Here is a 26,218-nt window from a genome sequence, read left to right as displayed (position 1 = left end):
CGAAGCGTCCGTACGGCCCGCTATCCGCCCAGCGACTTCCCGAAGCCCGCAGCGAGCGGCATCCGCAGCCCCAGCGGCGGCGGGGCGGCCAGGGCGTCGGCGACGGGACGCGCGTACGCGTGCGCGAAGAGCGACCCCTTCACGAAGTCGGCGGCCAGCGCCAGGACTTCGGGGCGGTGCTGGCGCAACCCGTGTCCGTCGGAGTGGACCTCGAAGCGGCAGGTGTCGCGGTTGGCCTTCTTCGCGCGCGCGGCGAGCCGGAACGACAGCTCCGGGTCGCAGCGCGCGTCATTGGTGCCGTGCACGATCAGCACCCGCCGGCCCACCAGTTGCCTCACCGGCTCCGGCTCGGCCGCCACGTCCTCCTCCGGCAGCCAAGGGGCCAGCGCCAGCACGCAGTCGACGGCCTCGTGCCCCGCCGCGCGCAGCGCCGCCCGCCCGCCCATCCCGTGCCCGGCCAGACACACGGGTACGTCCCCGTACCGGCGCACCACCTCGTCCGCGGCCCACTCGGCGTCCGCCGCGAGCAGGGCGTCGCCGCCGTTCCAGCCCCGGCCCCGGTAGCGCACCGGATGGGCCACCAGACCGTCGGCGCGGCCCGCCCGGGCCAACCGCCGTGCCAGCGGCAGCGCCGAGGCGTACGCGAGGGGGGAGGGGCGGCGCGCCGAGACGGGGTCGCCGTCCGGCAGCACCAGCACCACACCGCCGACCGAGGAGCCGGCGCCGGTCGCGCCGACGGCCCGTCCGAGCCGGGCAGCAGGCAGGGAAGTCGCATGCTGTGCCATGGCAGAACAGTCTCAGAAGCCGACGTGTACTCCACCCGTCCGCGCAGTCACTGTTACGTATCGGCAACCCGGAGACTCCCGGCGATCTACGCGCGTAGGGGCTAGCATGCGCAGATGACGAGCCAGACCACCGACGTACCGACCCCGGACCAGATCCGCCGCGCCCCGAAGGTGCTGCTCCACGACCACCTCGACGGCGGTCTGCGTCCTGGCACCATCATCGAGATCGCCGAACAGACCGGGTACACCAACCTGCCCGAGACCGAGGCCGACAAGCTCGGCATCTGGTTCCGGGAAGCCGCCGACTCCGGTTCCCTGGAGCGGTATCTGGAGACCTTCGCGCACACCTGCGCCGTCATGCAGACCCGCGACGCGCTCTTCCGCGTCGCCGCCGAGTGCGCGGAGGACCTGGCGCAGGACGGTGTCGTCTACGCCGAGGTGCGGTACGCGCCGGAGCAGCACCTGGAAGGCGGACTGACCCTCCAGGAGGTCGTGGAGGCGGTCAACGAGGGCTTCCGCGAAGGCGAGCGCCGGGCCCGCGCCGACGGCAACCGCATCCGCGTCGGGGCGCTCCTGACCGCCATGCGGCACGCCGCCCGCGCCCTGGAGATCGCCGAACTCGCCAACTCCTACCGGGACTCCGGCGTGGCCGGCTTCGACATCGCGGGCGCGGAGGCGGGCTTCCCGCCCACCCGCCACCTGGACGCGTTCGAGTACCTGAAGCGGGAGAACAACCACTTCACCATCCACGCGGGCGAGGCCTTCGGCCTGCCGTCGATCTGGCAGGCGCTCCAGTGGTGCGGCGCCGACCGGCTCGGCCACGGCGTGCGGATCATCGACGACATCGAGGTCGCCGAGGACGGCACCGTGAAGCTGGGGCGGCTCGCCGCGTACGTACGGGACAAGCGCGTCCCGCTGGAGATGTGCCCGACCTCCAACCTCCAGACGGGCGCCGCCGCCTCTTACGCCGAACACCCGATCGGGCTGCTGCGCCGGCTCCACTTCCGCGCCACGGTCAACACCGACAACCGGCTGATGAGCGGCACCAGCATGAGCCAGGAATTCGAGCGGCTGACCGAGGCGTTCGGCTACACACTCGACGACATGCAGTGGTTCACCGTCAATGCGATGAAATCAGCGTTCATTCCTTTCGACGAACGCCTCGCCATGATCAACGACGTGATCAAGCCCGGATACGCCGAGTTGAAATCCGCATGGCTGTTCAAGCAGACCGCTGCGACCAGCGGTTCTACCCCGCCGATGGGCTGATCGGGACAAGGGGCCGCACGGCCGGGACATGCAAATCCCGGCCGTTTCCCCTGGTTTCACGTGTTTGCGGGGCGCGCGGCGGTCTGACTAGCTTGCAGAGCCGCTCACATCCCCTTCCCTAGGATGAATCCCAGATGAAGCAGTCTGCCGTCAAGACGCTCGGTGCCGCCGCTCTCGGTGTCGCCTTCGCCGCCGCTGCCGCCGGTACGGCCTCCGCCGCGCCCGCCGTGGCCGGGGTCCCCGAGCTTCCCGCCCTGCCCGGACTGACCAAGACGCTGCCCGTCGAGGGCGTCACCAAGACGCTCCCCGAGGGTGCCCCGCAGTCCCTGACCTCCGGTCAGCACAAGCCGGGCAAGGGCGCGTCCACGCCGGCGAGTGCGGACCCGGTGAGCGGCCTTCTCGGCGGCCTGCCGGCCAGCGGTCTGCCGACCAGCGGCCTGCCGCTCGGCGGCGCCGGTCTGCCCGCCCTCGGCGGCTGATGGCGCGAACGTACCGTCAGTCGGTGCGTGGAGGCCTTGTGGTGGGGCGCACATCCGGTCTCGGGTGTGCGCCTCGCCGCGTCTGTGTCAGGATCGCGGCTCGAACGCAGACCATTGACAGGTGAGTAGGGTTCCACGATGCGTGTGAAGGCGACTGGACTCGCCGTGCTGTCGGCGTCGGCGCTGCTGCTCACCACCGCGTGCGGCTCGGGCGCCGCCTCGGACGACAAGGCCGCGGCACGCGCCTCCCACCCCTCCTCGACCCCGGCCACCGCCCTCCAGCGCGCGGCCCTCGCCCAGGGCGACGTGCCCGGCTACCAGGTCTCCGCCGGCACCACCTCCCGGAGCCGGACCCGCCCGCGGGCCGACCGCCGCCCGTGCCAGCCGCTCGCCGACGTCATGGGCGACCGGCCGGACCCGCGGGCGCGCGAGACGGTCGACCGGGGCCTGGGCTCCCAGCGCAGGCTCGGCCTCGCGGTCACGGCCACGCTCAGTACGTACGCGCGCCCCGACGCCGAGAAGCTCGTCGACGACCTGCGCGCGGCGGTCGCCGCCTGCCCCGGCTTCACGGCCGATCTGGGCGCGACGGCCTCCACGTACGCGCGCGTGAAGGCCCGGCCGTACCGGATCGGCGGCGACGAGTCGGTGAGCTGGTCGGCGTCGTCCACGCAGGTCGGCGTGGAGACGCCGGTCCATGTCGTCGTGGTGCGCCAGGGCGCGACGGTCGTGCGGTTCATGACGCTCAACCTCGGCGCGCCGTCCCGGGGCGGGGCGCAGGAGCCGGTGGAGGTGCCGAGGGACGTGGCGGACCGGCAGGTGGAGAAGGTGCGCCGGGTCCTGGGCTGACCTGACCTGCGGGAGCCGCGGCCTCACCAGGCGGCGCTGTGCGTCCGCTCCTTGGGCAGGAGGATCCACAGCGCGATGTAGAGCAGGAACTGCGGGCCGGGCAGCAGGCACGAGAGCACGAAGATCACGCGCATCGTGGTGGCGGAGGTGCCGAAGCGCCGTGCCAGCGCGGCGCACACCCCGCCGATCACGCGTCCGTCGCGGGGGCGGGCAAGGGCGGCCATGGGGACTCCTTCGGGCTGAGGTCGGTGGCGTTCGCTCGGTGGCGTTCGCTTCCTCAACCCTGCCGCCGGGAACCGGGCAAAGCGTCGGACTACGGGGCGATCCCGACCCTGGGAATCGTCGGGGTACGCCCCTGAGCCACGGCGGTTACGGACAGTTCGCGCCCCAGACGCCGCCGCAGCGCGATCCGCCCCGCGGGCACCACGGCGATGTGGGCCAGCGCGGCCCCGGCGGTGTTCAGGAGCAGCGCGTCCACGTCGGCGACCTGACCGGGTACGGACGTCTGCACCAGGGCGATGCCGAGGGAGACGAGGGCCGCGGCGGCGGTCGTGCGCAGGAGGGAGGCGACGGGGGAGACGTCCAGGCGCCCGCCGACGAGGGGGAACAGCACCCCGAGCGGCGCGAGCAGCAGCAGCCCCTCCCCGATCCGGCTCACCGCCTCGACCCACCCGAGCGTCAGGTCGGCGCGGATGCCGGCGAGCGGGGTGAGGTTGGGCGCGGTCACCCACATGACGTCACGGGGACGCAGGGTGAGGCACGCGACGAGCGCCATGTACGCGAAAAGAAGAGCGGAGCCCGCCACGCGGAACCGGATGGTGGCGGGGTTGCGGTTGCCCAGGGCATGACGCTGTTGCACGAGGGCGAAGACGCGCGGGGGCGGGGGATCGGTTCCGCGCGGCGGTTCGCCTCGTCTGCGGGGGTTCGTCTGCGGGTGGTGGATGCCTGGTCGCGCAGTTCCCCGCGCCCCTAGGGGGTTGGGGTGGCTCGGGGTTCGTCTGCGGGTGGTGGACGGCTGGTCGCGGAGTTCCCCGCGCCCCTGGGGGGTACGGGATGCCCGGAACGGCAGGTTCAGCCGCCCGGTGCGTCCCGAGCGACTCCCGGGCACGTCCCAGGGGGCCGGAGGCCCCTCCAGGGGCGCGGGGAACTGCGCGACCAGCCACGGCCGGCCTGCGGACGACGGGATCGGGGGGTGGGGGCGGAGCCCCGTGAGATGGGCCGCAGGCCCTCAGAGGGGCGCGGGGAACTGCGCGATCAGCCCCCGCCGGTCTGCGGACGACGGGATAGGGGGTTCGGGGCGGAGCACCGTCGGTTGGGCCGCAGGCCCTTTCAGGGGCGCGGGGAACTGCGCGACCAGCCCCCGCCGGGCCGCGGACGACGGGATCGGGGGTGGGGGCGGAGCCCCCCGTCGGTGGGGCCGGAGGCCCCTATAGGGGCGCGGGGAACTGCGCGGCCAGCCACTTATCACCCGCAGACGAAAGGACCGGGAACGCGGGCCGCAGGCCACCCCCCCCGACCGGGCAGGTCAGGGCGCGGGCGGGGTCGGGGAGCGCAGGGGCTCGCCCAGGGTCGGGGTCGCGTCCGGGCGGGACTTCATCTCGCCCGTGCACGCGTACGCCCGCGCCGGATCCTCCCCCGGCCCCCCCAGCACCACCCGCCCCCCCGACGACACCGGCGCGTTCTCCGCGTACGTGCACACGATCTGCGACAGCGCGAGCGCGGGCAGGTCCTCGGGCAGCCGGCTGAGCCGCAGCGCCCCCGCCGGATCGCCCTTGCGCGCGTCCGTCACCGTCAGCGGCCCCCGGACGTCCGTTGTGTAGCCGGCCGCCTTCTCGTCCCCCGACGGCGTGACCTCCAGCTCGCCGAGCAGCGCCTGCGCGAACCGGAGCCGGTCGGCCGAGGACCGGCCCTCGGGGATCCGCACGGACCGCTCGGCCGACACCAGCTGCGCCCCGCACACCAGGTAGACCCGGACCCGCACGCCGTCGAACCGCGGGGAAACGGGATTCTCGGGGTTCGCCGGGTTCTCCGGGTTCTCGGGGTTCCCCGGCACCTCGCACGGCACCCGCGAGGGCGCGGGCCCGGCGTCCACCGGGACCGCGGTCGGCCGGATGCCGCACCCCGTGGCGGCGGCGCCGAGCGCGAGCAGGGCCAGCGCCCCGCCGAGAAGCCGCCTCACGCCTCCTCACCCCCGTCGCGCGGCAGCCGCAGCACGAACACCGCCCCGCCCTCGGGCGAGTTCGCCGCGGTGATGTCGCCCCCGTGGATGTGGGCGTTCTCCATCGCGATGGACAGGCCGAGACCGCTGCCCTCCGACCGCGGCCGGGACGCGCTCGCCTTGTAGAAGCGGTCGAACACGTGCGGCAGCACCTCCTCCGGGATGCCGGGCCCGTGGTCCCGTACCGCGATCACCAGTTCCTCGCCCTCCACCCGTACCGACACCCGCACCGGGGAGCCGCCGTGCTTGAGCGCGTTCCCGATCAGGTTGGCCAGGATCACGTCCAGGCGGCGCGGGTCGAGCCGCGCCATGATGCCGCGTTCGGCGTCCAGGTCCACCGCGTCCAGCCACGCCCGCGCGTCGACGCACGCGGTGATCTGGTCGGCGATGTCCACGGTGTCCAGGACGAGCCTGGCCGTACCGGCGTCGAAGCGCGTGACCTCCATCAGGTTCTCGACCAGGACGTTGAGCCGGCGCGTCTCGGAGACCACCAGCTGCACGGCGGGCGCGATCATCGGGTCGAGGCTGTCCGCCTCGTCCTCCAGGACCTCGGTGACGGCCGTCAGCGCGGTCAGCGGCGTCCGCAGCTCGTGCGACATGTCCGCGACGAACCGCCGGCTCGCCTCCTCCCGCGCGCTCATGTCGCTGACCTTCTTCTCCAGGCTCTCGGCCGTCTTGTTGAACGTCCGCGACAGATCGGCCAGTTCGTCGGTGCCCGAGACCCGCAGCCGGGTGTCGAGCTTGCCCTCGCCGAGCTGGCGGGCCGCGTCGCCGAGCCGCTGCACCGGCCGCAGCACGGTCGTCGCGGCGGCCTGCGCGAGCAGCGCGGAGCCGAGCAGCGCGAGTCCGGTGGCGATGCCGAGCGACCAGGCCAGCGAGTTGAGGTCCTGCCGCTCCTGGTCGAGCGAGGCGAGCATGTACCCGGTCGCGCCGCCCCCGATGATCTTCGTCCCGCCGACCAGGTACGGCTTCCCGCGCAGGGTCCTGCGCTGCCAGAACAGGTGGTACGGATAGGAGTTGCTGTCGGTGACCTTCAGCTTCTTGCCCACCGCCTCCTGGAGCGAGGCGGGCACGTCGTCGAGGGTGAAGCGGTCCACGTCGGACGCCCCCACGATCGGCTTGCCGGGGTCGCGCTGGTCCACCAGGAGCACCTGGTAGCCGGAGCTGACGTGGTAGCCGGAGCGGCTGCTCGCCGCCATCTGCTGGGCGGTCGTCTGCAGGTCGTGGGCGGTGGGCCGCATCGGCAGCGAGGCCGCCCGGTTCTGCATCTCCTGCCGGAAGTCGCCGAGCGCCGCGTCCTGGGTCCGGACGAGCACGGCCTCCCGGTTGAGCCAGTACGCGATCCCCGACGCGGAGACGGCGGCGGTCAGCGCGACGAGCGCGAACACGACGACCAGACGCAGGCGCAGGCTGGTCCAGCGGAGACCGGCGAGTATCGCCTTCTTCACGTTCCGAATCGCTGCTTTCTTGGGTTCGACCGCGCGGGCGGGGTCAGGACGGGGTGTCGAGGCGGTAGCCCACCCCGCGCACCGTGCGGATCAGCGTGGGCGACGACGGTACGTCCTCGACCTTGGCCCGCAGCCGCTGGACGCACGCGTCGACCAGCCGGGAGTCGCCCAGGTAGTCGTGCTCCCACACCAGCCGCAGCAGCTGCTGGCGGGAGAGCGCCTGCCCGGGGCGGCGGCTCAGCTCGAGCAGCAGCCGCAGCTCGGTGGGGGTGAGTTGCAGGTCCTCGCCGTTCTTGGTGACCGTCATCGCGGCCCGGTCGATCACCACGTTGCCGAAGGTCGCCGAGTCGGTGGCCTCGCGCTCGCCGCGCCGCAGCACCGCCCGGATCCGGGCGTCCAGCACCCGCCCCTGGACCGGCTTGACCACGTAGTCGTCGGCGCCGGACTCCAGGCCGACGACCACGTCGATGTCGTCGCTGCGCGCGGTCAGCAGAATGATCGGCAGCTGGTCGGTGCGCCGGATACGGCGGCACACCTCGAAGCCGTCGATCCCGGGCAGCATGACGTCCAGCACGACCAGATCCGGCCGCTGCTCACGGAGCAGCTTCAGGCCGTCCTCTCCCGTCGCCGCGGTGGCCACACGGTGGCCCTGGCGGGACAGGGAGAGTTCGAGCGCCGTGCGGATGGCGTCGTCGTCCTCGATCAGCAACAGGAAAGGCACGGAGGTCATTCTGGCCCATGGGGGAGCGGAGTTCGACCTTCCGTGGACATCGCCCCCTTTCCCCCGCGCACGGCCCGCTGTGACAGGCCTGTGACAGTCGTCGGACACCGCGATGAAACTGGCCCGGCAGAGTCTTCCTCGTACCGACCGGAACAAGACTCCACCGACGGGGGGCGCGAGATGAACGCACTGCACAGCACCACCTCAAGCGCAGTTGTCACGCGTCTCCACGACGTCGTGCGGAGCGAGAAGTCCGGTGCCGTGAGCGGACGGGGGTGCGCTCGCGGCACCGGGCGTCAGCACCAGTCGTACATGACGGTGCTCGACGCGGTGCCGACCTCGCCCTTCAGGGGCGCGGGGACCGGCGGGGATGCGGCGTACGGGGAGGCCACGGGGGAGCGTTCCGCCTCCGAGGCCGAGTTCACGGCCTATGTGCAGGAGCGCCGGGCCTCCCTGTACGCCACCGCCTACCACCTGACCGGAGACCGGTTCGAGGCCGAGGACCTGCTGCAGAGCGCGCTGTTCTCGACCTACCGGGCCTGGGACCGGATCAGCGACAAGGCCGCGGTCGGGGGCTACCTCCGCCGCACCATGACGAACCTCCACATCAGCGCGTGGCGCCGCCGCAAGCTGAACGAGTACCCGACCGAGGAGCTGCCGGAGACGGCGGGCGACACGGACGCGATGCGCGGTACGGAGCTGCGCGCGGTGCTCTGGCAGGCGCTGGCACGCCTGCCCGAACTCCAGCGCACGATGCTGGTCCTGCGGTACTACGAGGGCCGCACCGACCCGGAGATCGCGGACATCCTCGACATCAGTGTCGGCACGGTGAAGTCCAGCATCTGGCGGTCGCTCCGCCGGCTGCGCGAGGACGACGTCCTCGCCTTCGGCCGTGACGAGGAGGAGTCCTTCGGCGAGCTGGTGGCCTGAAGGTCTGGCCCGGCGGTGGCAGCCGCCGGAGTACGGGGAGCAGGGGGGAGCGTACGGGGGCCGGCGCCTCGGGGGATGCGCCGGGCGTACGGGTAACGGGGGAAACAGGCGGGACCGCGGGGCCGGGGGGCCCTTTCGGTCCCGCTTTCCCGTTGGCCCGGGCCTCTCCTCGGGACGCGCCTCGGGGCGGTCCGCCCGAGGGACCGGGCCCCGGTCGCCGGCGGTGCGATCAGACCCCGGCGGTGGGCGCGGCCGCGACCACGGACTCCGCCGCCCCGCACAGCCCCGCCGCCGCGGACACCCGGCCCAGCGCCTCCTCCTTGCCGCAGGGGTGCGCCCCCAGCGCGGTCTGCCGCGCCACGATGCCCCGCTCGGCCCGCATCAGCCGCCACCCGCGCCGCAGCAGCATCGGCACGGACTTCCGCCCCTCCTTGAGGTCGCGCAGGAGCCGGCGCCGGAACGTGGTCGAGGGCCGCCCGCGCAGACACAGCGCGTCGGCGAGCACCCCGTGCTCCCGCAGGCGCGTCACGATGTCCGCCGCGAAGATCCCCTCCGCGACGAACAGCGGCGCGCCGTCGGTGGCGAACAGCGTCGTCCCGGTCCGCGAGCTGGTGGCGATGTCGTACTCCGGCACGGCCGTACGTCCCGTACGGCACAGCTCGACGACGGCTGCCACGGCCGCGTCCGCGTCCCAGGACGCGGGGGAGTCCCAGTCGATGTCCAAGGAGCCCGGCACGCGCGGCAGGGTCGGGTCGTCGGCCTCCTTGTAGAAGTCGTCCAGGCGCAGCACGGGAAGACCCGTGCGGGCGGCGAGGGAGGACTTTCCGGAACCGGAGGGGCCCGTGAGGAGAACGACGCGGGTCGCGATGGCGTGTGCGGTCACGGGACACCAGTCTGAGGCATCCACCCGGGAGGTGGACCCCCCGGGGAGCCCGTTGGTATCGAGCATCACACCTCAACTACGCTGCGTACGCGAAGCGACACGTAGTGGTGACGTACGAGAGTGGGACGACATGGCACGAAACACCGCCGGCGGGGCCCGACGCGGCCGTGTGCTGCTGCGGGCCGGACTCACCGCGACCGCCGCGGGCGCGGCGCTGGCCGGGACCGCGGGCGCGGCCCAGGCGCTCGCGGAACCGACGGAGACGGTCGGGCGGACCGTGGCGAACCCCGGCGCGGAGGTCGACGGCACGACCCGTTCGGTGTCGGGCGACCTGTCGGCGGGGGTGACCAACGCGCTCGCCCCGGCGAAGACGCTCAGCCTCAACCCGTTCGCCAGGACGTCGGTGGACCCGCTGGACAACGCGGTGGGCACCGAGATCGCGGACTTCAAGCCGATCTCCACGGCGATGGCCACGGGACCGCTGCACGAGAGCGGCGCGCTCAAGGACTACCCGGTGGTGGGCACGGCCACGAAGCTGCTCCCGGGCTGAGAGCCTGCCTTTGAACCCCCGTCGTCCGCCCGGAGGGCGGGGGTTCAAAGACAGGCGCCGAGCCGGGACATGCCGAACGGCGCCACGGGTGGGGGCCCGGGGCGCCGTTCGGGGTTCGCGTCCCCCGCGGGTGCGGCTAGTAGGCCGAGCCCGAAGCCCCCAGTGACCCGGTCGGGTGCCACACGGTCTTGGTCTCCAGGAAGGCGGTCAGCCGGTGCGTACCGGGGTCGGCGGACCAGTCCGCGGCGGCCGGGCGCAGGACGCGCTTGAGGTTGTCCGCGGCGGCGACCTCCAGGTCGCGGGCGAGCTCCGCGCCCGCACCCGTCAGGTCGATCGCGTTCACGTCCTGGTGCGCGGCCAACGGCGGCGCGAGCTCGGCCGTCCTGCCCGACAGGATGTTGACGACCCCGCCCGGCACGTCGGAGGTGGCGAGCACCTCGCCCAGCGACAGCGCCGGCAGCGGCGCGTTCTCGCTCGCGATCACCACGGCCGTGTTACCGGTCGCGATCACCGGGGCGATCACCGACACCAGGCCCAGGAACGACGACTCCTGGGGCGCGACGACGGTCACGACCCCGGTCGGCTCCGGCGTGGAGAGGTTGAAGTACGGACCCGCGACCGGGTTCGCGCCGCCCACGATCTGGCCGATCTTGTCGGTCCACCCGGCGTACCAGACCCACCGGTCGATGGCCGCGTCGACGACGGCCGCGGCCTTGGACTTCGACAGCCCCTCCGCCTCGGCGACCTCGCGGACGAACTGCTCCTTGCGGCCCTCCAGCATCTCGGCGACGCGGTAGAGGACCTGGCCGCGGTTGTACGCGGTCGCGCCCGACCAGGCGCCGAAGGCCTTGCGGGCGGCGACGACGGCGTCACGGGCGTCCTTGCGGGAGGACAGGGGCGCGTTCGCCAGCCAGTTGCCCTTTGCGTCGCTCACCTCGTACACCCGGCCGCTCTCGGAACGCGGGAACTTCCCGCCCACGTACAGCTTGTAGGTCTTGAAGACACCGAGACGCGTCGGCTCGGACTTGTCGGCCGGCTTCTCCGCCGGCTTCACGGACGACTTCTCAGCCGACTTCTCAGACATCGAGGTAACCCTCCAGACCGTGCCGGCCGCCCTCGCGGCCGAAGCCCGACTCCTTGTAGCCGCCGAAGGGCGAGGTCGGGTCGAACTTGTTGAACGTGTTGGCCCACACGACCCCGGCCCGGAGCTTGTTCGCGACCGCGAGGATGCGCGAGCCCTTCTCCGTCCAGATGCCGGCCGACAGCCCGTACTGGCTGTTGTTGGCCTTGGCGACGGCCTCGTCCGGCGTACGGAACGACAGCACCGACAGGACCGGGCCGAAGATCTCGTCGCGGGCGATGGTGTGCGCCTGGGTGACGTTGGTGAAGAGGGTCGGGGCGAACCAGTAGCCGTTCTCGGGCAGCTCGCACGCCGGGGACCAGCGCTCGGCGCCCTCGGCCTCGCCGGTGTCGGCGAGCGCGGTGATCCGGGCCAGCTGCTCGGCGCTGTTGATGGCGCCGATGTCGGTGTTCTTGTCCAGCGGGTCGCCGAGGCGCAGCGTGGACAGCCGGCGCTTGAGCGCGTCGAGGAGTTCGTCCTGGATCGACTCCTGGACCAGCAGGCGCGAGCCCGCGCAGCAGACCTGGCCCTGGTTGAAGAAGATGCCGGTGACGATGCCCTCGACGGCCTGGTCGATGGGGGCGTCGTCGAAGACGATGTTGGCGCCCTTGCCGCCCAGCTCCAGCGTGACCTTCTTGTCGGTGCCCGCCACGGACCGGGCGATGGCCTTGCCGACGGCGGTCGAGCCGGTGAAGGCGACCTTGTCGACGTCCCGGTGCTCCACGAGGGCCGCGCCCGCGTCGCCGTACCCGGTGAGGATGTTGACGACGCCCCTGGGCAGACCAGCCTGGCGGCAGATGTCCGCGAAGAACAGCGCGCTCAGCGGGGTCGTCTCGGCGGGCTTCAGGACGACCGTGTTACCGGTCGCGAGCGCCGGGGCGATCTTCCAGGCCAGCATCAGGAGCGGGAAGTTCCACGGGATGACCTGGCCCGCGACGCCGAGCGGCCTCGGGTTCGGGCCGTAGCCGGCGTGGTCGAGCTTGTCGGCCCAGCCCGCGTAGTAGAAGAAGTGCGCGGCGACCAGCGGGAGGTCCGCGTCGCGGGTCTCCTTGATCGGCTTGCCGTTGTCCAGGGTCTCCAGGACGGCCAGCTCGCGGCTGCGCTCCTGGATGATCCGGGCGATGCGGAACAGGTACTTGGCGCGCTCGCGGCCGGGCAGCGCCGACCACTTCTCGAACGCCCGGCGGGCGGCCTTCACGGCCCGGTCCACGTCCGCCCCGCCCGCCTGGGCGACCTCGGAGAGGACCTCCTCGGAGCTGGGCGAGACGGTCTTGAAGACCTTGCCGTCGGCCGCGTCGACGAACTCACCGTCGATGAACAGGCCGTACGAGGGCGCGATGTCGACGACGGAACGCGACTCGGGGGCGGGGGCGTACTCAAAAGGAGATGGCTTCTTCATGTCCATGGTCTCAGTCCACCGTCACGTAGTCGGGGCCGGAGTAACGGCCGGTCGCCAGCTTCTGACGCTGCATCAGCAGGTCGTTGAGCAGCGAGGAGGCGCCGAAGCGGAACCAGTGGTTGTCCAGCCAGTCCTCGCCCACGGTCTCGTTGACCAGGACCAGGAACTTGATGGCGTCCTTGGTCGAGCGGATGCCGCCGGCGGGCTTCACGCCGACCTGGACACCGGTCTGGGCGCGGTAGTCGCGCACGGCCTCGAGCAGCACCAGGGTGTTGGCGGGCGTCGCGTTCACCGCGACCTTGCCGGTCGACGTCTTGATGAAGTCGGCGCCGCCCATCATGCCGAGCCAGGAGGCGCGGCGGATGTTGTCGTACGTGGAGAGCTCGCCGGTCTCGAAGATGACCTTGAGGCGGGCCTTGTCACCGCACTCGGCCTTCACGGCCGCGATCTCCTCGTACACCTTCAGGTAGTGCCCGGCCAGGAACGCGCCCCGGTCGATCACCATGTCGATCTCGTCGGCGCCGGCGGCGACCGCGTCGCGGACGTCCGCGAGCTTGACCGGGAGGGCGGCGCGGCCCGCGGGGAAGGCTGTGGCGACGGACGCGACCAGCACGCCCGACCCCTTCAGGGTCTCCTTGGCGGTGGCCACCATGTCGGGGTAGACGCAGACGGCCGCGGTGGCCGGGGTGGTGCGGTCGAGGGGGTCGGGGTGGACGGCCTTGGCGGCGAGCGCCCGGACCTTGCCCGGGGTGTCCGCGCCTTCGAGCGTCGTCAGGTCGATCATGGAGATGGCCAGGTCGATGGCGTACGCCTTGGCCGTCGTCTTGATCGAGCGGGTGCCGAGGGACGCGGCGCGCGCTTCCAGGCCCACCGGATCGATGCCGGGGAGCCCGTGGAGGAAGCGGCGCAGTGCCGCGTCCGACGCGGTCGCGTCGGCAAGGGCAGCTGCTGGTGCATTGGTGGGCATGGTCACCAGATGAGCATATCTACGCGCGTAGCGTCCTGTACAGCCCCGCTGACCAGGGCCGCTTTGGAACGCACGGTTCCGTTCCCTGTCACGCCGCTGTGACAGGGAGCGGACAGCTCCGGAGAACAAGATCCTTAAGTTTGTTCACGCAGCCCGCCGAAACCTCCAACGGCCCCACTCCGAACGAGAACACAGCGGCATGCGGCTCTTCCCTCTTCCACCACTTGTCTCCTTGGGAGTCGTCATGCGTAACGCCCTCCGCACCGCCCTCGCCACCGCGGTCGTCGCCGGTGTCGCCCTCACGCCGGTCGTCACCGCGACCACCGCGCTGGCGGCGCCGTCCGTCTCCGCCTCCGCACCGGCCGCGGCCAACCCGCTGCTCGACCCGTACGACGGTCAGAAGGTCCTCGTCCACAAGCAGGGCAAGCTGGGAGTCCTCGCGGTGCTGCGCAACGAGGCCGAGGGTCCCGAGGTATGGATCCGCGCGGTGGGCGCCGACTGGACGCCGAGCAGGGGCTGGGGCGGCCACGTCTACGCGGTGCTGGACCGGGACACCCTCTCGGCCACCGTCCCGGACGTGAAGGGCCTCAAGCTCCAGCTGCTCGGCGCCTCCGGCGCGGCCCCGGTGCTGAAGGTCACCTCGCCCACGGGCGCGGTCTCCACGTACGCGCTGCCGAAGGCCTCGAAGGACGAGTTCCTCCGCGACCAGACCCTCAAGGGCGGCCTGCACGCGAAGGTCTACCGCGGCGGTGTGCAGCGCAAGTACTACGTGGCCACCGTCCTCAAGGGCACGAAGGTGCTCGGCACCCTCACGGCGGGCGGCGACTTCGCCGACAAGCGGACGGCGGTCTTCGACGGCATCCAGGTGACCCTCGACTCCCACGGCGCCCTCACCTCCGTGCGGGCGGCCAACGGCGGCGGCCAGGACCTCGGCAGGCGCAAGCTGGCCGACGGCACCTACGCCGAGCTGCGGAAGATGGACGCGAACTGGTACGTCCTGGAGCTGGAGGCGTCCAAGGGCAAGGAGCGCGGCTCGATCACGGCCGGCGGACCCGGGGGCGCGGCGGAGAACGGGCGGCAGGTCGGCGGCATGTGGGTGGGCCTCAACTCCGTCGGCAAGGTGGGCTCCTGGCTCAACCCGGCGGGCGGCTTCGACGGCGATGTCGACTACACCAAGGGCTGCACGGCCTTCCGCACCAGCGGCACCCCCTTCAAGGGGTTGAGCCTGCGACTGTCCAGCGGCCCGAAGGGCTCGGTGGCCGAGGTCACCGACGTCAACGACGGCACTGTCTACGACCGGCTCTCCACCGGCGACAGGTACGGCCTGCTGGGCGGCGCCGAGGTGCAGGACCTGCCGAGCGGGCCCGTCTTCCGGATGCACGTGCACGGCGGCAAGAGCCCCTGGGCCACCATCAGGTTCCCGAAGAAGCCGGCCGGAGCGGGCTGCGCGGTCACCACCGGGACGACGAACACCACCGGCACCGGCTCCCACACCGCGACCGGGACCGGGACCACCGCCCAGACCGGTGCCACCGGCGTCCAGGTCGTTCCCCGGGGCGCGGTCGCGGCCGGGGCCGAGATCAAGGGCGGCGGCAAGGACGACAACACCGTGCTGGTCGCCGGGGGCGCGGGTCTCGCCTCGGTCGGCGCGGCCGGGCTCGGGTTCGTGGCGCTGCGCCGCCGGGCGGACGCGCGCGGCTGACGGCGTGAGGTCCGCCACCCGTCGGGGGTGCCGCCACTTCGGTGGCGGCACCCCCGTGCGCGTGTTCCGGGACGGCCTGGCGGGCGCGTCCGTGCCCTCTCTCGGCCCCGCTCGAACACGTAGTGCACAATCGGCCCCATGACGAGCCCCACGCCGCCCGCCGAGCCCACCTACGCCGACCGCGTCTACCGCTCACCCGGCGGTATCGCCGGAGGCGTGCTGCTGCTCGCGCTCGGGCTCTGGCTGGCCGGGGACGCGATCGTGCGGGGGCACGGGAGCGCGCCCTGGCTGGCCCTGGCCGGGCTGCTGTGCGGGGTGCCGCTGGTCTTCGCCTTCACCGTGCGGCCGGCCGTGTTCGCGGGCGACGACCGGCTGCGGGTGCGCAACCCGTTCCGGACCGTGACGCTGCCGTGGGCCGCCGTCGCGGACGTACGGGCCGGGTACTCCAGCGAGGTGTTCGACCAGGAGGGTACGAAGTACCAGCTGTGGTCGGTTCCCGTGTCGCTGCGCCAGCGCAAGCGGGCCCATCGGGCGCAGGTGCGGAGTGCGGCGACGGACCCGTACGGGCGTACGTCCGCCACCGCCGGTGCCGACGAGGCGTCCCGGCTCGCCCCCGCGGACCGGACGATCCGGGAGCTGCGGGAGCTGGCCGAGCGGAACTCCCAGCGGGAGGGCGCGCAGGGCGCGGTGAGCGTGCGGTGGGCCTACGAGGTCATCGCGCCCGCCGTCGCCGGGGCCGTGGTGCTGGCGGTGCTGCTCGCCGTGGGGTGAGGTGGGGTGGGGTGAGGTGGGGGCGCCGTTCTGGTGCGGGCCGTCGTTCGGGTGCCGGTGGTGGGTGGCTGGTCGCGCAGTTCCCCGCGCCCCTGGGGGGTGGGGGTGCCGGTTGCTTTGAGCTGCGGGTTGTTTTGGGCTGGTCGCGCAGTTCCCCGCGCCCCTGGGGGTGCGGGGTGCCGTCGATTTGAGCCGCGGGTCGATCTGGGCTTGTCACGGCGGGCCCGGCCAGACCAGCAGCATGTAGGAGCCCAGCCAGGCCGAGGACAGGGCCGCTCCGCCCAGGACCAGTAGCGTCACATGGCGGCGGGCCCTGGCCAGGGACACCGCCAGGGGGAGCAGGAGCGGGAAGCCGGGGAGCAGGAAGCGGGCCCGGGGGAAGTAGACGCCGCCGCTGCCCAGGACCACCAGGAGCAGCACCGCCGAGAACGTCAGCAGCGCCACCGGCTGTCGGTCCGCCACGCTCAGCAGGAACAGGGCGCCCGCCAGGATCAGGACCAGCGAGACGACCACCAGGAACAGCGCGGGGGAGCGGTCGTACACCAGCAGGGTGCGCAGTTCGCGCAGGGTGTCCGCGCCGCCGTCCCACTCGTTCGTCCACAGCCGCTGGACCGCGAAGTAGCCGTCCCAGCGGCCCAGCCGGACCCCGACCCAGGCGACGAACCCGAACCAGCCCAGCGGAGCGAGGAGCGCCCCCGTCACCGGGCCCCGCGCGGGGGCGCCGCGTCCGACGGCGACCAGGGCCGCCACCATCACGGCCGCCGCGACCGCGATCCCGGTGGGCCGGGTCAGTCCCGCGAGCCCCGCCAGCGCCCCGGCCGCCACCCAGCGCCCCGTCAGGACGCAGTACAGCGACCACGCGGCGAGCGCCGTGAAGAGCGATTCGGTGTAGCCCATCCACTGCACGACGGCCACCGGCAGCGCGCCCCACAGGACGGTCAGGACGGTGCCCGCGCGCCGGCCGTACAGCCGGTCGCCGACCGCGAAGATCCCCCAGGCCGCCGCCGACGAGCAGAGCACCGCCACGGCTACCCCCACGCTCGCGCGCGAGCCGGGCGTCACGGCCGCGACCGCCTTGACCACGGCCGGGTAGAGCGGGAAGAACGCCAGGTTGTTGTGGTAGAGCCGGGTGCCGAGCTCCTGGTCGTAGCCGTGGTCGGCGATGCCGAGGTACCAGTGCGAGTCCCAGGAGGTGGCCAGCGTCGGCCACACCCCGTGGTGCTGGAGGTGCGCCCAGCGGGCGAGGACCGCGAGGCCGAGCAGCCGTACCGCGAGATGGCCCAGGAGCGCGGGCGCGGCCCGGGCGAACGCGGCCCGCAGCGTGGCGGGGAGGAAACGGATGCCGTCCCCGCCGCCCTGCCCCCGGGGGCTGCGGGCTGCGGGGACGGCACGGCCCGTACGGCTGCGCGTAGGGGCCGCCGGGGAGACGGTCGGGGGCACGGCGGTGCTCCTGGGCTCGGCGGGCGGTTCCGGGCCACCCTTTCTCGGATGATCCGGAAAAGGCCGGGAGCGCTGCGCCGGACGCCGTACGGGATTCACTCGTACGGGGCCCTCGGGCGGGGCGAGGACGGTCGCGCCCGCCCGAGGGAGCCGCGGCCCCGCGCCCGCCGGGAGGACGGTGCGCGGGGGATCGCCGGGTCGCTCAGATGCCGGCCGCGGCCGCCAGGTCCCGCTTGATGCCCGACAGGAGCTCCGTCGCCTTCGCGCGGGCCTCGCCCAGCGCCTCGGCGGACGCCACCGGGACCACGACCTCCAGGTAGCACTTGAGCTTCGGCTCGGTGCCGCTGGGACGGACGATCACCCGGGCGCCTTCGAGGTAGTAGCGCAGACCGTCGGTCGGCGGCAGCTCCTCGGTGCCCTCGGTGAGGTCCTCGGCCCGGGTGACCGCGAGGCCCGCGAGCGACGTCGGCGGGTTCTCGCGCAGGCGCCGCATCGCGTCGGAGATGACCGACAGGTCCTCCACCCGCACCGACAGCTGGTCGGTGGCGTGCAGCCCGTGCCGGACGGCCAGGTCGTCCAGGAGGTCCTGGAGCGTGCGGCCCTGTTCCTTGAGGACGGACGCGAGCTCCGCGACGAGCAGGGCGGCGGTGATGCCGTCCTTGTCGCGTACGCCCTCGGGGTCGACGCAGTAGCCGAGCGCCTCCTCGTAGCCGTACCGCAGATCCTCCACGCGGGCGATCCACTTGAAGCCGGTCAGCGTCTCCTCGTACCCGAGACCGGCCGCCTCGGCGATCCGGCCGAGCAGCGAGGACGAGACGATCGACTCGGCGAAGACGCCGCTCACGCCCCGGTCCACCAGGTGCTGGGCGAGCAGCGAGCCGACCTCGTCGCCGCGCAGCATCCGCCAGCCGCCCTCCACCGACGCGTCCGGCACGGCGACCGCGCAGCGGTCCGCGTCCGGGTCGTTGGCGATGACGATGTCGGGGTTCACCGCGCGGGCCGCCTCGAAGGCGAGGTCCATCGCGCCCGGCTCCTCCGGGTTGGGGAACGCCACCGTCGGGAACGCCGGGTCCGGGTCGGCCTGCTCGGCCACCAGCGCCGGCGGCGGGAAGCCCGCCCGGGCGAAGGCCGCCGTCAGGACGTCCTTGCCGACGCCGTGCATGGCCGTGTAGACGACGCGCGCGGTGCGCGGGGACCCGGGGGTCAGCACCGCGTCCGTACGCGCCAGATAGGCCTCCAGGACCTCCTCGCCCAGCGTCTCCCAGCCTTCCTCGGGCCGGGGGACGTCGTTCAGCGAGGCGACCGCCGCGATCTCGGCGGCGATCTCCGCGTCGGCGGGCGGCACGATCTGCGAGCCGTCGCCGAGGTAGACCTTGTAGCCGTTGTCGCGCGGCGGGTTGTGGCTGGCGGTGACCTCGACGCCGGCGACGGCGCCCAGGTGCCTTATCGCGTACGCGAGGACGGGCGTCGGCAGCGGGCGCGGCAGCACGACCGCCTTCAGGCCGGCGCCGGTCATCACGGCGGCCGTGTCGCGCGCGAAGTCGGCGGACTTGTAGCGCGCGTCGTAGCCGACGACGACCAGGCCGTCGCCCTGCCCCTTCGCCTTGAGGTACGCGGCGAGCCCGGCGGCCGCGCGGATGACCACCGAGCGGTTCATCCGCATCGGCCCGGCGCCCAGCTCGCCGCGGAGCCCGGCGGTGCCGAACTGGAGCGTGCCGCCGAACCGGACGGCCAGCTCGTCGAGCTCCTCGTTGTCGATGAGCTTGGCCAGCTCCTCGCGCGTCTCGCCGTCCGGGTCCTCGGCCAGCCAGGCCTTGGCCCGCGCGATCAGGTCCTGCGTCACGTCGACATCCCTTTCGGTACGGATCAGGGTCAGATGCGGTCGAGTACCCGGGTCAGCAGCGAACCCATGCGCGCCGCCGAGTCACGGCCGGCCTGGAGCACCTCTTCGTGGTTGAGGGGCTCGCCGCTCAGGCCCGCGGCCAGGTTGGTGACGAGCGAGATGCCCAGCACCTCGGCGCCCGCCTCACGGGCCGCGATGGCCTCCAGGACGGTCGACATGCCCACGAGGTCGCCGCCGAGCACACGGACCATGTTGATCTCGGCCGGGGTCTCGTAGTGCGGCCCGGGGAACTGGACGTACACGCCCTCTTCCAGCGACGGGTCGACCTCCTTGCACAGCGCGCGCAGCCGCGGCGAGTACAGGTCGGTGAGGTCCACGAAGTTGGCGCCGATGATCGGGGAGGCGGCCGTCAGGTTGAGGTGGTCGCTGATCAGGACGGGCTGGCCCGGGCGCATGCCCTCGCGCAGACCGCCGCAGCCGTTGGTGAGCACCACGGTCTTGCAGCCGGCGGCGACGGCGGTACGCACGCCGTGCGCGACGGCGGCGACGCCGCGGCCCTCGTAGTAGTGCGTACGGCCCAGGAAGACCAGGGCGCGCTTCTCGCCGATCCGGTACGAGCGGATCTTGCCGCCGTGGCCCTCGACGGCGGGCGCCGGGAAGCCGGGCAGCTCGGTGACCGGGAACTCGGCCTCGGGCTCGCCGAGCGCGTCCGCGGCCGGGGCCCAGCCGGAGCCCATCACCAGGGCGACGTCGTGGGTCTCGGCGCCGGTGAGCTCGCGCAGGCGCGCGGCGGCGGCGTCGGCGGCGGCCTGGGGGTCGCCCTGGATGTTGTCCGGAATAACAGATGCGTTCACGACGACGAGGGTAACCGCTGGATTCCTACGCGCGTAGATGACTGGCGGCACAAGGGGGCGATCGTTGTCTTGTCGTTTCCCACGAGGGGGCCCCTGGCGGGGCCGGCGAGGCTCTGTGGCCCGGCGCTCTTGTGCGGCCCGCGCAGTTCCCCGCGCCCTTTTCGGCCCGGTGTTCGTGTGCGGGCCGTGGTGGGTCGCTCGCGCAGTTCCCCGCGCCCCTTTCGGCCCGGGGTTCGTGTGCGGACCGTGGTGGGTTGCTCGCGCAGTTCCCCGCGCCCCTGAAAACCCCCGTGCGTCCGCGGGCCGAGGTGAGTCGCTCGCGCGGTTCCCCGCGCCCCCTTTTGGCCCGGTGTCCGTCTGCGGCCCGTGGTGGGTTGCTCGCGCAGTTCCCCGCGCCCCTGGGGGCCGTGGCTGAGCTGGATTCTCTGGGTGCTGGGAACTCCCTAGGGGCGCGGGGAACTGCGCGATCAGCCCACCACCGGCCCGCAGGCAAGGAACTCCCTAGGGGCGCGGGGAACTGCGCGGCCAGCCCCCACCGGGCCGCAGGCAACGAACCCCCCGGGGCGCGGGGAACTGCGCGATCAGCCCACCACCGGCCCGCAGATAACGAACTCCCTAGGGGCGCGGGGAACTGCGCGAGCGGCCACGGAAGGTCCGCGGACAGGGGACTGCCGAAAGGGGCGCGGGGAACTGCGCGGGCAACCGTCACCCCGCCGCGGACGAACCCCAGGCAAGCGTCAGCAGGGCCGCTTGCGCAGCTCCATCACGTAGTCGTGGGGCGCCCCCGCGGACTCCGCCGCGTCCGCCAGTTCGCCCAGGTAGCGCGCGGAGGGCAGACCCCCCTCGTAGGCGTTCAGGACGTAGATCCACGCCGGCTCCTCCCCATCGAGGGTGTCCACGCGGACCCGCATGCGCCGGTAGATGTCCAGCCCGACACCCTCCCAGCGGTCCAGGGAGTCCTCGTCCAGCGACGCGATGTCGTACAGCGCGACGAACACCTGGGAGCGCGGCGCCTCCACGATCGTGGCCAGCGCCCCCTCCCACCCCATCTGCTCCCCGCCGAACGTCAGCCGCCAGCCGTTGAGCCAGCCCGTGCCGCGCAGCGGTGAGTGCGGTGCGCGGCGCGTCATCAGCCGCGGATCCATGTTGCCGGCGTACGCGGCGTAGAGCGACATGGTGTCGAGGGTACGACAGCGGCCCGCGGGCGCCCGCGTGAAAAGGGCACACACGTGTGACAGCCGTATGGCGCCCCGGGGGCGAAGCATCTTGAAGCGTGCGGGACAATGAGCTACGTACTGCATTTCCTCAATGCGAGGCGGACTTTTTCGTGACCCGGATCGTGATCATCGGTGGCGGACCCGGCGGATACGAGGCGGCCCTGGTGGGCGCCCAACTCGGCGCGGAGGTGACCGTCGTCGACTGCGACGGTCTGGGCGGGGCGTCGGTGCTCACCGACTGCGTACCGTCGAAGACTCTGATCGCGACGGCCGAGGTGATGACCACCTTCGACTCTTCGTACGAGGAGTTGGGCATCCTGGTCGCCGACGACACCCCGCCCGAGGAGCAGTCCGCCCGTGTGGTCGGCGTGGACCTCGGCAAGGTCAACCGACGGGTCAAGCGCCTCGCGCTCGCCCAGTCGCACGACATCACCGCCTCCGTCACCCGGGCCGGCGCCCGGGTGCTGCGCGGGCGCGGCAAGCTCGGCGGCCCGCAGGGCATCGACGGCACCCGGGACGTCATCGTCACGGCCGCCGATGGCAGCGAGGAGATCCTCACCGCCGACGCCGTGCTCATCGCCACCGGCGGCCACCCGCGCGAGATCCCGGACGCGCTGCCGGACGGCGAGCGCATCCTGAACTGGACCCAGGTCTACGACCTGGACGAGCTGCCCGAGGAGCTGATCGTGGTCGGCTCCGGCGTGACCGGCGCCGAGTTCGCCGGCGCGTACCAGGCGCTGGGCTCCAAGGTCACCCTCGTCTCCTCCCGCGACCGGGTGCTGCCGGGCGAGGACCCGGACGCGGCGGCCGTCCTGGAGGACGTCTTCCGCCGTCGCGGCATGAACGTGATGGCCCGCTCGCGCGCCCAGTCCGCCAAGCGCGTCGGCGACCGCGTCGAGGTCACGCTCTCGGACGGCCGCGTCATCAGCGGTACGCACTGCCTGATGGCGGTCGGCGCGATCCCCAACACCGCCGGGATGAACCTGGAGGAGTCCGGGGTCAAGCTCCTGGAGTCCGGTCACATCTGGACCGACAAGGTCTCGCGCACCTCCTCGCCGGGCGTGTACGCGGCCGGCGACGTCACCGGGATCTTCGCGCTCGCCTCGGTGGCGGCCATGCAGGGCCGTATCGCGATGTACCACTTCCTCGGTGACGCGGTGGCCCCGCTGGACCTCAAGACGGTCTCCTCGAACGTCTTCACCGACCCGGAGATCGCCACCGTCGGTTACACGCAGGCCGACGTGGACGCGGGCAAGATCGACGCGCGCGGCGTCAAGCTGCCGCTGCTGCGCAACCCGCGCGCCAAGATGCAGGGCATCCGGGACGGCTTCGTGAAGATCTTCTGCCGGCCGGGCACCGGGATCGTGGTCGGCGGCGTGGTCGTCGCGCCGCGCGCCTCGGAGCTGATCCACCCCATCTCGATCGCGGTCGACAACAACCTGACCGTGGAGCAGATCGCGAAGGCGTTCACGGTCTATCCGTCCCTGTCGGGTTCGATCGCCGAGGTGGCGCGCCAGCTGCACTCGCGCAAGAGGGCTGGCGAGGCGTAACCGGGGCGCCCGGCGGCGCGGCGGCGTGGGACAAGGCGCCCGGGAGGGCGTCTATACCACTTCATGGACACCTCTGTGCACACCTTCTGTTATTCGGCGCAACTTGCTGAAAACAATCGGCCGCTCAGGTTACTGTCAGTTTCGTGTTCGCTGCAGAACGTCGCCAATTGATCCTCGAAATGGTGCGGGCCAACGGGGCGGTATCGCTCCGGGAGCTCGCCCGCGTCGTCCAGACCTCCGAAGTGACCGTCCGGCGGGACGTGCGGGCACTGGAGGCGGAAGGACTCCTCGACCGCCGGCACGGCGGTGCGGTACTGCCGGGCGGACTCACGCGCGAGTCCGGCTTCCCGCAGAAATCCCATCTCGCGACCGCGGAGAAGACGGCCATCGCCGACCTCGCCGCGAGCCTCGTAGAAGAGGGCGAGGCCATCGTGGTCGGCGCCGGGACGACCACGCAGGAGCTGGCCCGCCGGCTCGCGCGCGTCCCCGGCCTCACGGTCGTCACCAACTCCCTGCTGGTCGCCCAGGCGCTGGCCCACGCCAACCGCGTGGAGGTCGTCATGACCGGGGGCACCCTGCGCGGCTCCAACTACGCCCTGGTGGGCAGCGGGGCCGAGCAGTCCCTCCAGGGGCTGCGGGTCTCGCGCGCCTTCCTCTCCGGGAGCGGGCTGACCGCGGAGCGCGGGCTCTCCACGTCCAACATGCTCTCCGCGAGCGTGGACCGGGCCCTGGTGCAGGCCGCCGCCGAGGTGGTCGTCCTCGCCGACCACACCAAGCTCGGCACCGACACCATGTTCCAGACGGTGCCCACGGACGTGATCACGCGCCTGGTCACCGACGAGCCCCCCGGCCACGACGACCGGGCCGCCACCGAGCTCCAGGCCCTGGCCGACCAGGGCGTGCAGATCGCCGTGGCCGGCACGGCGTCCGGCGAGGGCGTCCCCCCGGGGCGCCCGCCCCGCCGGGACGTGCCGCTGCCCGGTCAGCGCCGCAGCCACGTGCCGGGCGCGGGCCCCCAATTGCGCAGCGCGGCCCCGCTGGGCGACCAGCAGGGTCCCGGGGAGCGGGCCAGAGTGGCCGATCTGCGCCGCCGCTGAGCGCCGGCCGCGGAGCGCCCGACGGAGAGCGGACCCGTCCGTGCCGAGGATCCGGCCGCTTACGGCTTCAGGCCCCGCAGGGTCAGCGCGAGCAGCCGGTCGGCCAGCTCCGGGTCGTCCGGCGCCTGCTCGGCCGCCAGGGCGATCGCGTTGGTGAGCTGCATCAGGTCGCCGATCGTCACGTCGACCCGTACGGAACCGGCCAGCTGCGCCCGCTCCAGCAGGGCGCTGCCCGCCTCCCGCATCGGGGTGCTGCACTGCGCCAGGGCGGAACTGTCGTCGTGCGACGCCGACATGAGGGCGCGCGCCACCCCTCGGTACTCACCCGTATGAGTGATGATGGCGCGCAGCCACTCCACGAGCGCCGTGCACGGCTGGTCGGCGTCGAGCAGCTCCCGGGAGCGCGCGAGGAGGACGTCCACCTCGCTCTGGAAGATCGCGCTCATCAGCGCGTGCCGGTTCGGGAAGTGCCGGTAGAGGGTGCCGATCCCGACGCCCGCGCGCCTGGCCACGTCTTCGAGGGAGGCGTCCGTCCCGTGCTCCGCGAAGGCGCTCCTCGCCACGCCCAGGAGCCGCTCGTAGTTGCGGCGCGCGTCGGCACGCATCGGCCTCGTCGTCATACCCCAAGGATGCCCGAAGCGCGCGCCCGCAGGGCCGCCCGGTACCGGTCCTGACCGAAGCCGGTGCGCCCGGTCCCCGCCGGGCCCGCCGCCGCGCGTACGGCCGAAGCCCCCGCCGGGCGAACCGGCGGGGGCTTCGAAAGGAGCGGTGACGGATCGGCTCCGTACCCGGGGTCAGTCCTTGATCTCGCAGATCGCCGCACCCGAGGTGACCGAGGCGCCGACCTCGGCCGCGAGGCCCTTGACGGTGCCGGAGCGGTGGGCGTTGAGGGGTTGTTCCATCTTCATGGCTTCGAGGACGACGATGAGGTCGCCTTCCTTGACTTCCTGGCCCTCTTCGACGGCGACCTTGACGATCGTGCCCTGCATCGGGGACGCGAGGGTGTCGCCGGAGGCCGCCGAGCCCGCCTTCTTGGTGGCGCGGCGCTTGGGCTTGGCCCCGGCGGCGAGGCCGGTGCGGGCCAGCGACATGCCCAGCGAGGAGGGCAGCGAGACCTCCAGGCGCTTGCCGCCGACCTCGACCACGACCGTCTCGCGACCGGCCTCCTCGTCCGCCTCGGCGTCGGCCGGGGCGGCGAAGGGCTTGATCTCGTTGGTGAACTCGGTCTCGATCCAGCGGGTGTGGACGGTGAAGGGGTCGGGGGAGCCGGTGAGTTCGGGGGCGAAGGCGGGGTCCTTGACGACCGCGCGGTGGAAGGGGATGGCGGTGGCCATGCCGTCGACCTGGAACTCCTCCAGGGCGCGGGCGGCGCGCTGGAGGGCCTGCTGGCGGGTGGCGCCGGTGACGATCAGCTTGGCCAGGAGGGAGTCCCAGGCGGGGCCGATGACGCTGCCGGATTCCACGCCGGCGTCGAGGCGGACGCCGGGGCCGGTGGGCGGGCTGAAGGTGGTGACGGTGCCGGGAGCGGGCAGGAAGTTGCGGCCGGGGTCTTCGCCGTTGATGCGGAACTCGAAGGAGTGGCCGCGCAGTTCGGGGTCGTCGTAGCCGAGTTCCTCGCCGTCGGCGATGCGGAACATCTCGCGGACGAGATCGATGCCGGCGACTTCCTCGGTGACGGGGTGTTCGACCTGGAGGCGGGTGTTGACTTCCAGGAAGGAGATGGTGCCGTCGGTGCCGACGAGGAACTCCACGGTGCCGGCGCCGACGTAGCCGGCTTCCTTGAGGATGGCTTTGGAGGAGGCGTACAGCTCGGCTACCTGCGCGTCGGACAGGAACGGGGCGGGGGCTTCTTCGACGAGTTTTTGGTGGCGGCGCTGGAGGGAGCAGTCGCGGGTGGAGACGACGACGACGTTGCCGTGGGTGTCGGCCAGGCACTGGGTTTCGACGTGGCGGGGCTTGTCGAGGTAGCGCTCGACGAAGCATTCGCCGCGGCCGAAGGCGGCGACGGCCTCGCGGACGGCGGAGTCGTACAGCTCGGGGACTTCTTCGAGGGTGCGGGCGACTTTGAGGCCGCGGCCGCCGCCGCCGAAGGCGGCTTTGATGGCGATGGGCAGGCCGTGTTCGCGGGC

General features: G+C 72.8%; 25 protein-coding genes. 9 read left to right on the top strand and 16 right to left on the bottom strand.

Features of this window, described 5'->3' with window-relative positions; translation table 11 throughout:
- Positions 1 to 20 precede the first annotated feature (20 nt).
- Positions 21 to 785 carry a prolyl oligopeptidase family serine peptidase gene (locus AC069K_RS26315; protein ID WP_358831720.1) on the bottom strand — a complete coding sequence of 255 codons (765 nt, stop codon included), beginning with the start codon at positions 783 to 785 and terminating at the stop codon, positions 21 to 23.
- A 114-nt stretch (positions 786 to 899) separates the two neighbouring features.
- On the opposite strand from AC069K_RS26315, the gene AC069K_RS26310 reads away from it, so the two are divergent.
- From AC069K_RS26310 to AC069K_RS26300, 3 genes are all read left to right on the top strand, one after another.
- Positions 900 to 2,054, top strand: a complete 1,155-nt coding sequence (locus AC069K_RS26310; RefSeq protein ID WP_365103923.1) for an adenosine deaminase — start codon at positions 900 to 902, stop codon at positions 2,052 to 2,054.
- Between the two features lie 134 nt (positions 2,055 to 2,188).
- The gene (locus AC069K_RS26305) at positions 2,189 to 2,533 is read left to right on the top strand and encodes an ATP-binding protein (protein ID WP_478620509.1); all 345 of its coding nucleotides are present in this window, start codon (positions 2,189 to 2,191) and stop codon (positions 2,531 to 2,533) included.
- A 138-nt stretch (positions 2,534 to 2,671) separates the two neighbouring features.
- Entirely contained in the window at positions 2,672 to 3,379 is a 708-nt protein-coding gene (locus AC069K_RS26300) for a hypothetical protein (protein WP_365103929.1), read from the top strand.
- Between the two features lie 23 nt (positions 3,380 to 3,402).
- Here the strand turns inward: AC069K_RS26300 and AC069K_RS26295 are convergent, their stop codons facing one another.
- From AC069K_RS26295 to afsQ1, 5 genes are all read right to left on the bottom strand, one after another.
- A complete protein-coding gene (locus AC069K_RS26295; RefSeq protein ID WP_365103931.1) occupies positions 3,403 to 3,603 on the bottom strand; it encodes a PspC domain-containing protein in 201 nt (66 codons plus the stop codon).
- Positions 3,604 to 3,692: 89 nt separating this feature from the next.
- Positions 3,693 to 4,238, bottom strand: coding sequence for a VanZ family protein (locus tag AC069K_RS26290; RefSeq protein WP_365103934.1), 546 nt, complete (start codon positions 4,236 to 4,238; stop codon positions 3,693 to 3,695).
- Positions 4,239 to 4,904: 666 nt separating this feature from the next.
- Positions 4,905 to 5,558, bottom strand: a complete 654-nt coding sequence (locus AC069K_RS26285) for a hypothetical protein (protein ID WP_365103937.1) — start codon at positions 5,556 to 5,558, stop codon at positions 4,905 to 4,907.
- The gene (locus tag AC069K_RS26280; RefSeq protein ID WP_478620504.1) at positions 5,555 to 7,045 is read right to left on the bottom strand and encodes an ATP-binding protein; all 1,491 of its coding nucleotides are present in this window, start codon (positions 7,043 to 7,045) and stop codon (positions 5,555 to 5,557) included. Before AC069K_RS26280 ends, AC069K_RS26285 begins: the two co-directional genes overlap by 4 nt.
- A 43-nt stretch (positions 7,046 to 7,088) precedes the next feature.
- Positions 7,089 to 7,766 carry a two-component system response regulator AfsQ1 gene (gene afsQ1 / locus AC069K_RS26275; protein ID WP_190094067.1) on the bottom strand — a complete coding sequence of 226 codons (678 nt, stop codon included), beginning with the start codon at positions 7,764 to 7,766 and terminating at the stop codon, positions 7,089 to 7,091.
- A gap of 180 nt (positions 7,767 to 7,946) precedes the next feature.
- On the opposite strand from afsQ1, the gene AC069K_RS26270 reads away from it, so the two are divergent.
- Complete coding sequence (locus AC069K_RS26270; RefSeq protein ID WP_358831713.1) at positions 7,947 to 8,696, top strand: SigE family RNA polymerase sigma factor; 750 nt, start codon at positions 7,947 to 7,949, stop codon at positions 8,694 to 8,696.
- A gap of 229 nt (positions 8,697 to 8,925) precedes the next feature.
- On the opposite strand, the gene AC069K_RS26265 is transcribed toward AC069K_RS26270, so the two are convergent.
- Complete coding sequence (locus AC069K_RS26265; RefSeq protein WP_478620499.1) at positions 8,926 to 9,645, bottom strand: uridine kinase family protein; 720 nt, start codon at positions 9,643 to 9,645, stop codon at positions 8,926 to 8,928.
- Between the two features lie 64 nt (positions 9,646 to 9,709).
- On the opposite strand from AC069K_RS26265, the gene AC069K_RS26260 reads away from it, so the two are divergent.
- Positions 9,710 to 10,129 carry a hypothetical protein gene (locus tag AC069K_RS26260; protein WP_365103947.1) on the top strand — a complete coding sequence of 140 codons (420 nt, stop codon included), beginning with the start codon at positions 9,710 to 9,712 and terminating at the stop codon, positions 10,127 to 10,129.
- Positions 10,130 to 10,265: 136 nt separating this feature from the next.
- Here AC069K_RS26260 and AC069K_RS26255 read toward each other — a convergent pair whose 3' ends face one another.
- Genes AC069K_RS26255 through deoC form a run of 3 tightly spaced genes read right to left on the bottom strand, consistent with a single transcriptional unit; the run spans position 10,266 to position 13,615 of the window.
- A complete protein-coding gene (locus tag AC069K_RS26255; protein ID WP_365103950.1) occupies positions 10,266 to 11,213 on the bottom strand; it encodes an aldehyde dehydrogenase family protein in 948 nt (315 codons plus the stop codon).
- Complete coding sequence (locus tag AC069K_RS26250) at positions 11,206 to 12,648, bottom strand: aldehyde dehydrogenase family protein (protein ID WP_365103980.1); 1,443 nt, start codon at positions 12,646 to 12,648, stop codon at positions 11,206 to 11,208. Before AC069K_RS26250 ends, AC069K_RS26255 begins: the two co-directional genes overlap by 8 nt.
- A 10-nt stretch (positions 12,649 to 12,658) precedes the next feature.
- Positions 12,659 to 13,615, bottom strand: coding sequence for a deoxyribose-phosphate aldolase (deoC, locus tag AC069K_RS26245; RefSeq protein ID WP_358831762.1), 957 nt, complete (start codon positions 13,613 to 13,615; stop codon positions 12,659 to 12,661).
- 244 nt (positions 13,616 to 13,859) lie between these two features.
- On the opposite strand from deoC, the gene AC069K_RS26240 reads away from it, so the two are divergent.
- On the top strand, positions 13,860 to 15,317 hold the full coding sequence (locus AC069K_RS26240; protein WP_478620495.1) for a hypothetical protein: 1,458 nt from the start codon (positions 13,860 to 13,862) through the stop codon (positions 15,315 to 15,317).
- Positions 15,318 to 15,455: 138 nt separating this feature from the next.
- Positions 15,456 to 16,088: a PH domain-containing protein gene (locus AC069K_RS26235; RefSeq protein ID WP_478620493.1), complete on the top strand. Its 633-nt coding sequence runs from the start codon at positions 15,456 to 15,458 to the stop codon at positions 16,086 to 16,088.
- 213 nt (positions 16,089 to 16,301) lie between these two features.
- Here AC069K_RS26235 and AC069K_RS26230 read toward each other — a convergent pair whose 3' ends face one another.
- The 4 genes from AC069K_RS26230 to AC069K_RS26215 form a co-directional block, all read right to left on the bottom strand.
- Entirely contained in the window at positions 16,302 to 17,528 is a 1,227-nt protein-coding gene (locus AC069K_RS26230) for a glycosyltransferase family 39 protein (RefSeq protein WP_478620490.1), read from the bottom strand.
- A gap of 202 nt (positions 17,529 to 17,730) precedes the next feature.
- Entirely contained in the window at positions 17,731 to 19,371 is a 1,641-nt protein-coding gene (locus tag AC069K_RS26225; protein WP_478620488.1) for a phospho-sugar mutase, read from the bottom strand.
- A 29-nt stretch (positions 19,372 to 19,400) separates the two neighbouring features.
- Positions 19,401 to 20,225, bottom strand: a complete 825-nt coding sequence (locus AC069K_RS26220; protein ID WP_358836408.1) for a purine-nucleoside phosphorylase — start codon at positions 20,223 to 20,225, stop codon at positions 19,401 to 19,403.
- Between the two features lie 737 nt (positions 20,226 to 20,962).
- Positions 20,963 to 21,400, bottom strand: a complete 438-nt coding sequence (locus AC069K_RS26215) for a gamma-glutamylcyclotransferase family protein (protein WP_358836407.1) — start codon at positions 21,398 to 21,400, stop codon at positions 20,963 to 20,965.
- A gap of 152 nt (positions 21,401 to 21,552) precedes the next feature.
- On the opposite strand from AC069K_RS26215, the gene AC069K_RS26210 reads away from it, so the two are divergent.
- Positions 21,553 to 22,992, top strand: coding sequence for an NAD(P)H-quinone dehydrogenase (locus tag AC069K_RS26210; RefSeq protein WP_365114498.1), 1,440 nt, complete (start codon positions 21,553 to 21,555; stop codon positions 22,990 to 22,992).
- Between the two features lie 143 nt (positions 22,993 to 23,135).
- A complete protein-coding gene (locus AC069K_RS26205; protein WP_365114496.1) occupies positions 23,136 to 24,089 on the top strand; it encodes a DeoR/GlpR family DNA-binding transcription regulator in 954 nt (317 codons plus the stop codon).
- Between the two features lie 59 nt (positions 24,090 to 24,148).
- Here the strand turns inward: AC069K_RS26205 and AC069K_RS26200 are convergent, their stop codons facing one another.
- Entirely contained in the window at positions 24,149 to 24,709 is a 561-nt protein-coding gene (locus AC069K_RS26200; RefSeq protein ID WP_358836404.1) for a TetR/AcrR family transcriptional regulator, read from the bottom strand.
- 174 nt (positions 24,710 to 24,883) lie between these two features.
- A partial coding sequence (locus AC069K_RS26195) for an ATP-binding protein (protein ID WP_478620482.1) occupies positions 24,884 to 26,218 on the bottom strand: 1,335 nt, incomplete at its 5' end.

It is taken from the genome of Streptomyces sp. NPDC043908 (genome assembly GCF_056435525.1).
The sequence above is the reverse complement of the archived record's forward strand: the minus strand, read 5'-3'. Positions and strand labels throughout refer to the sequence as shown.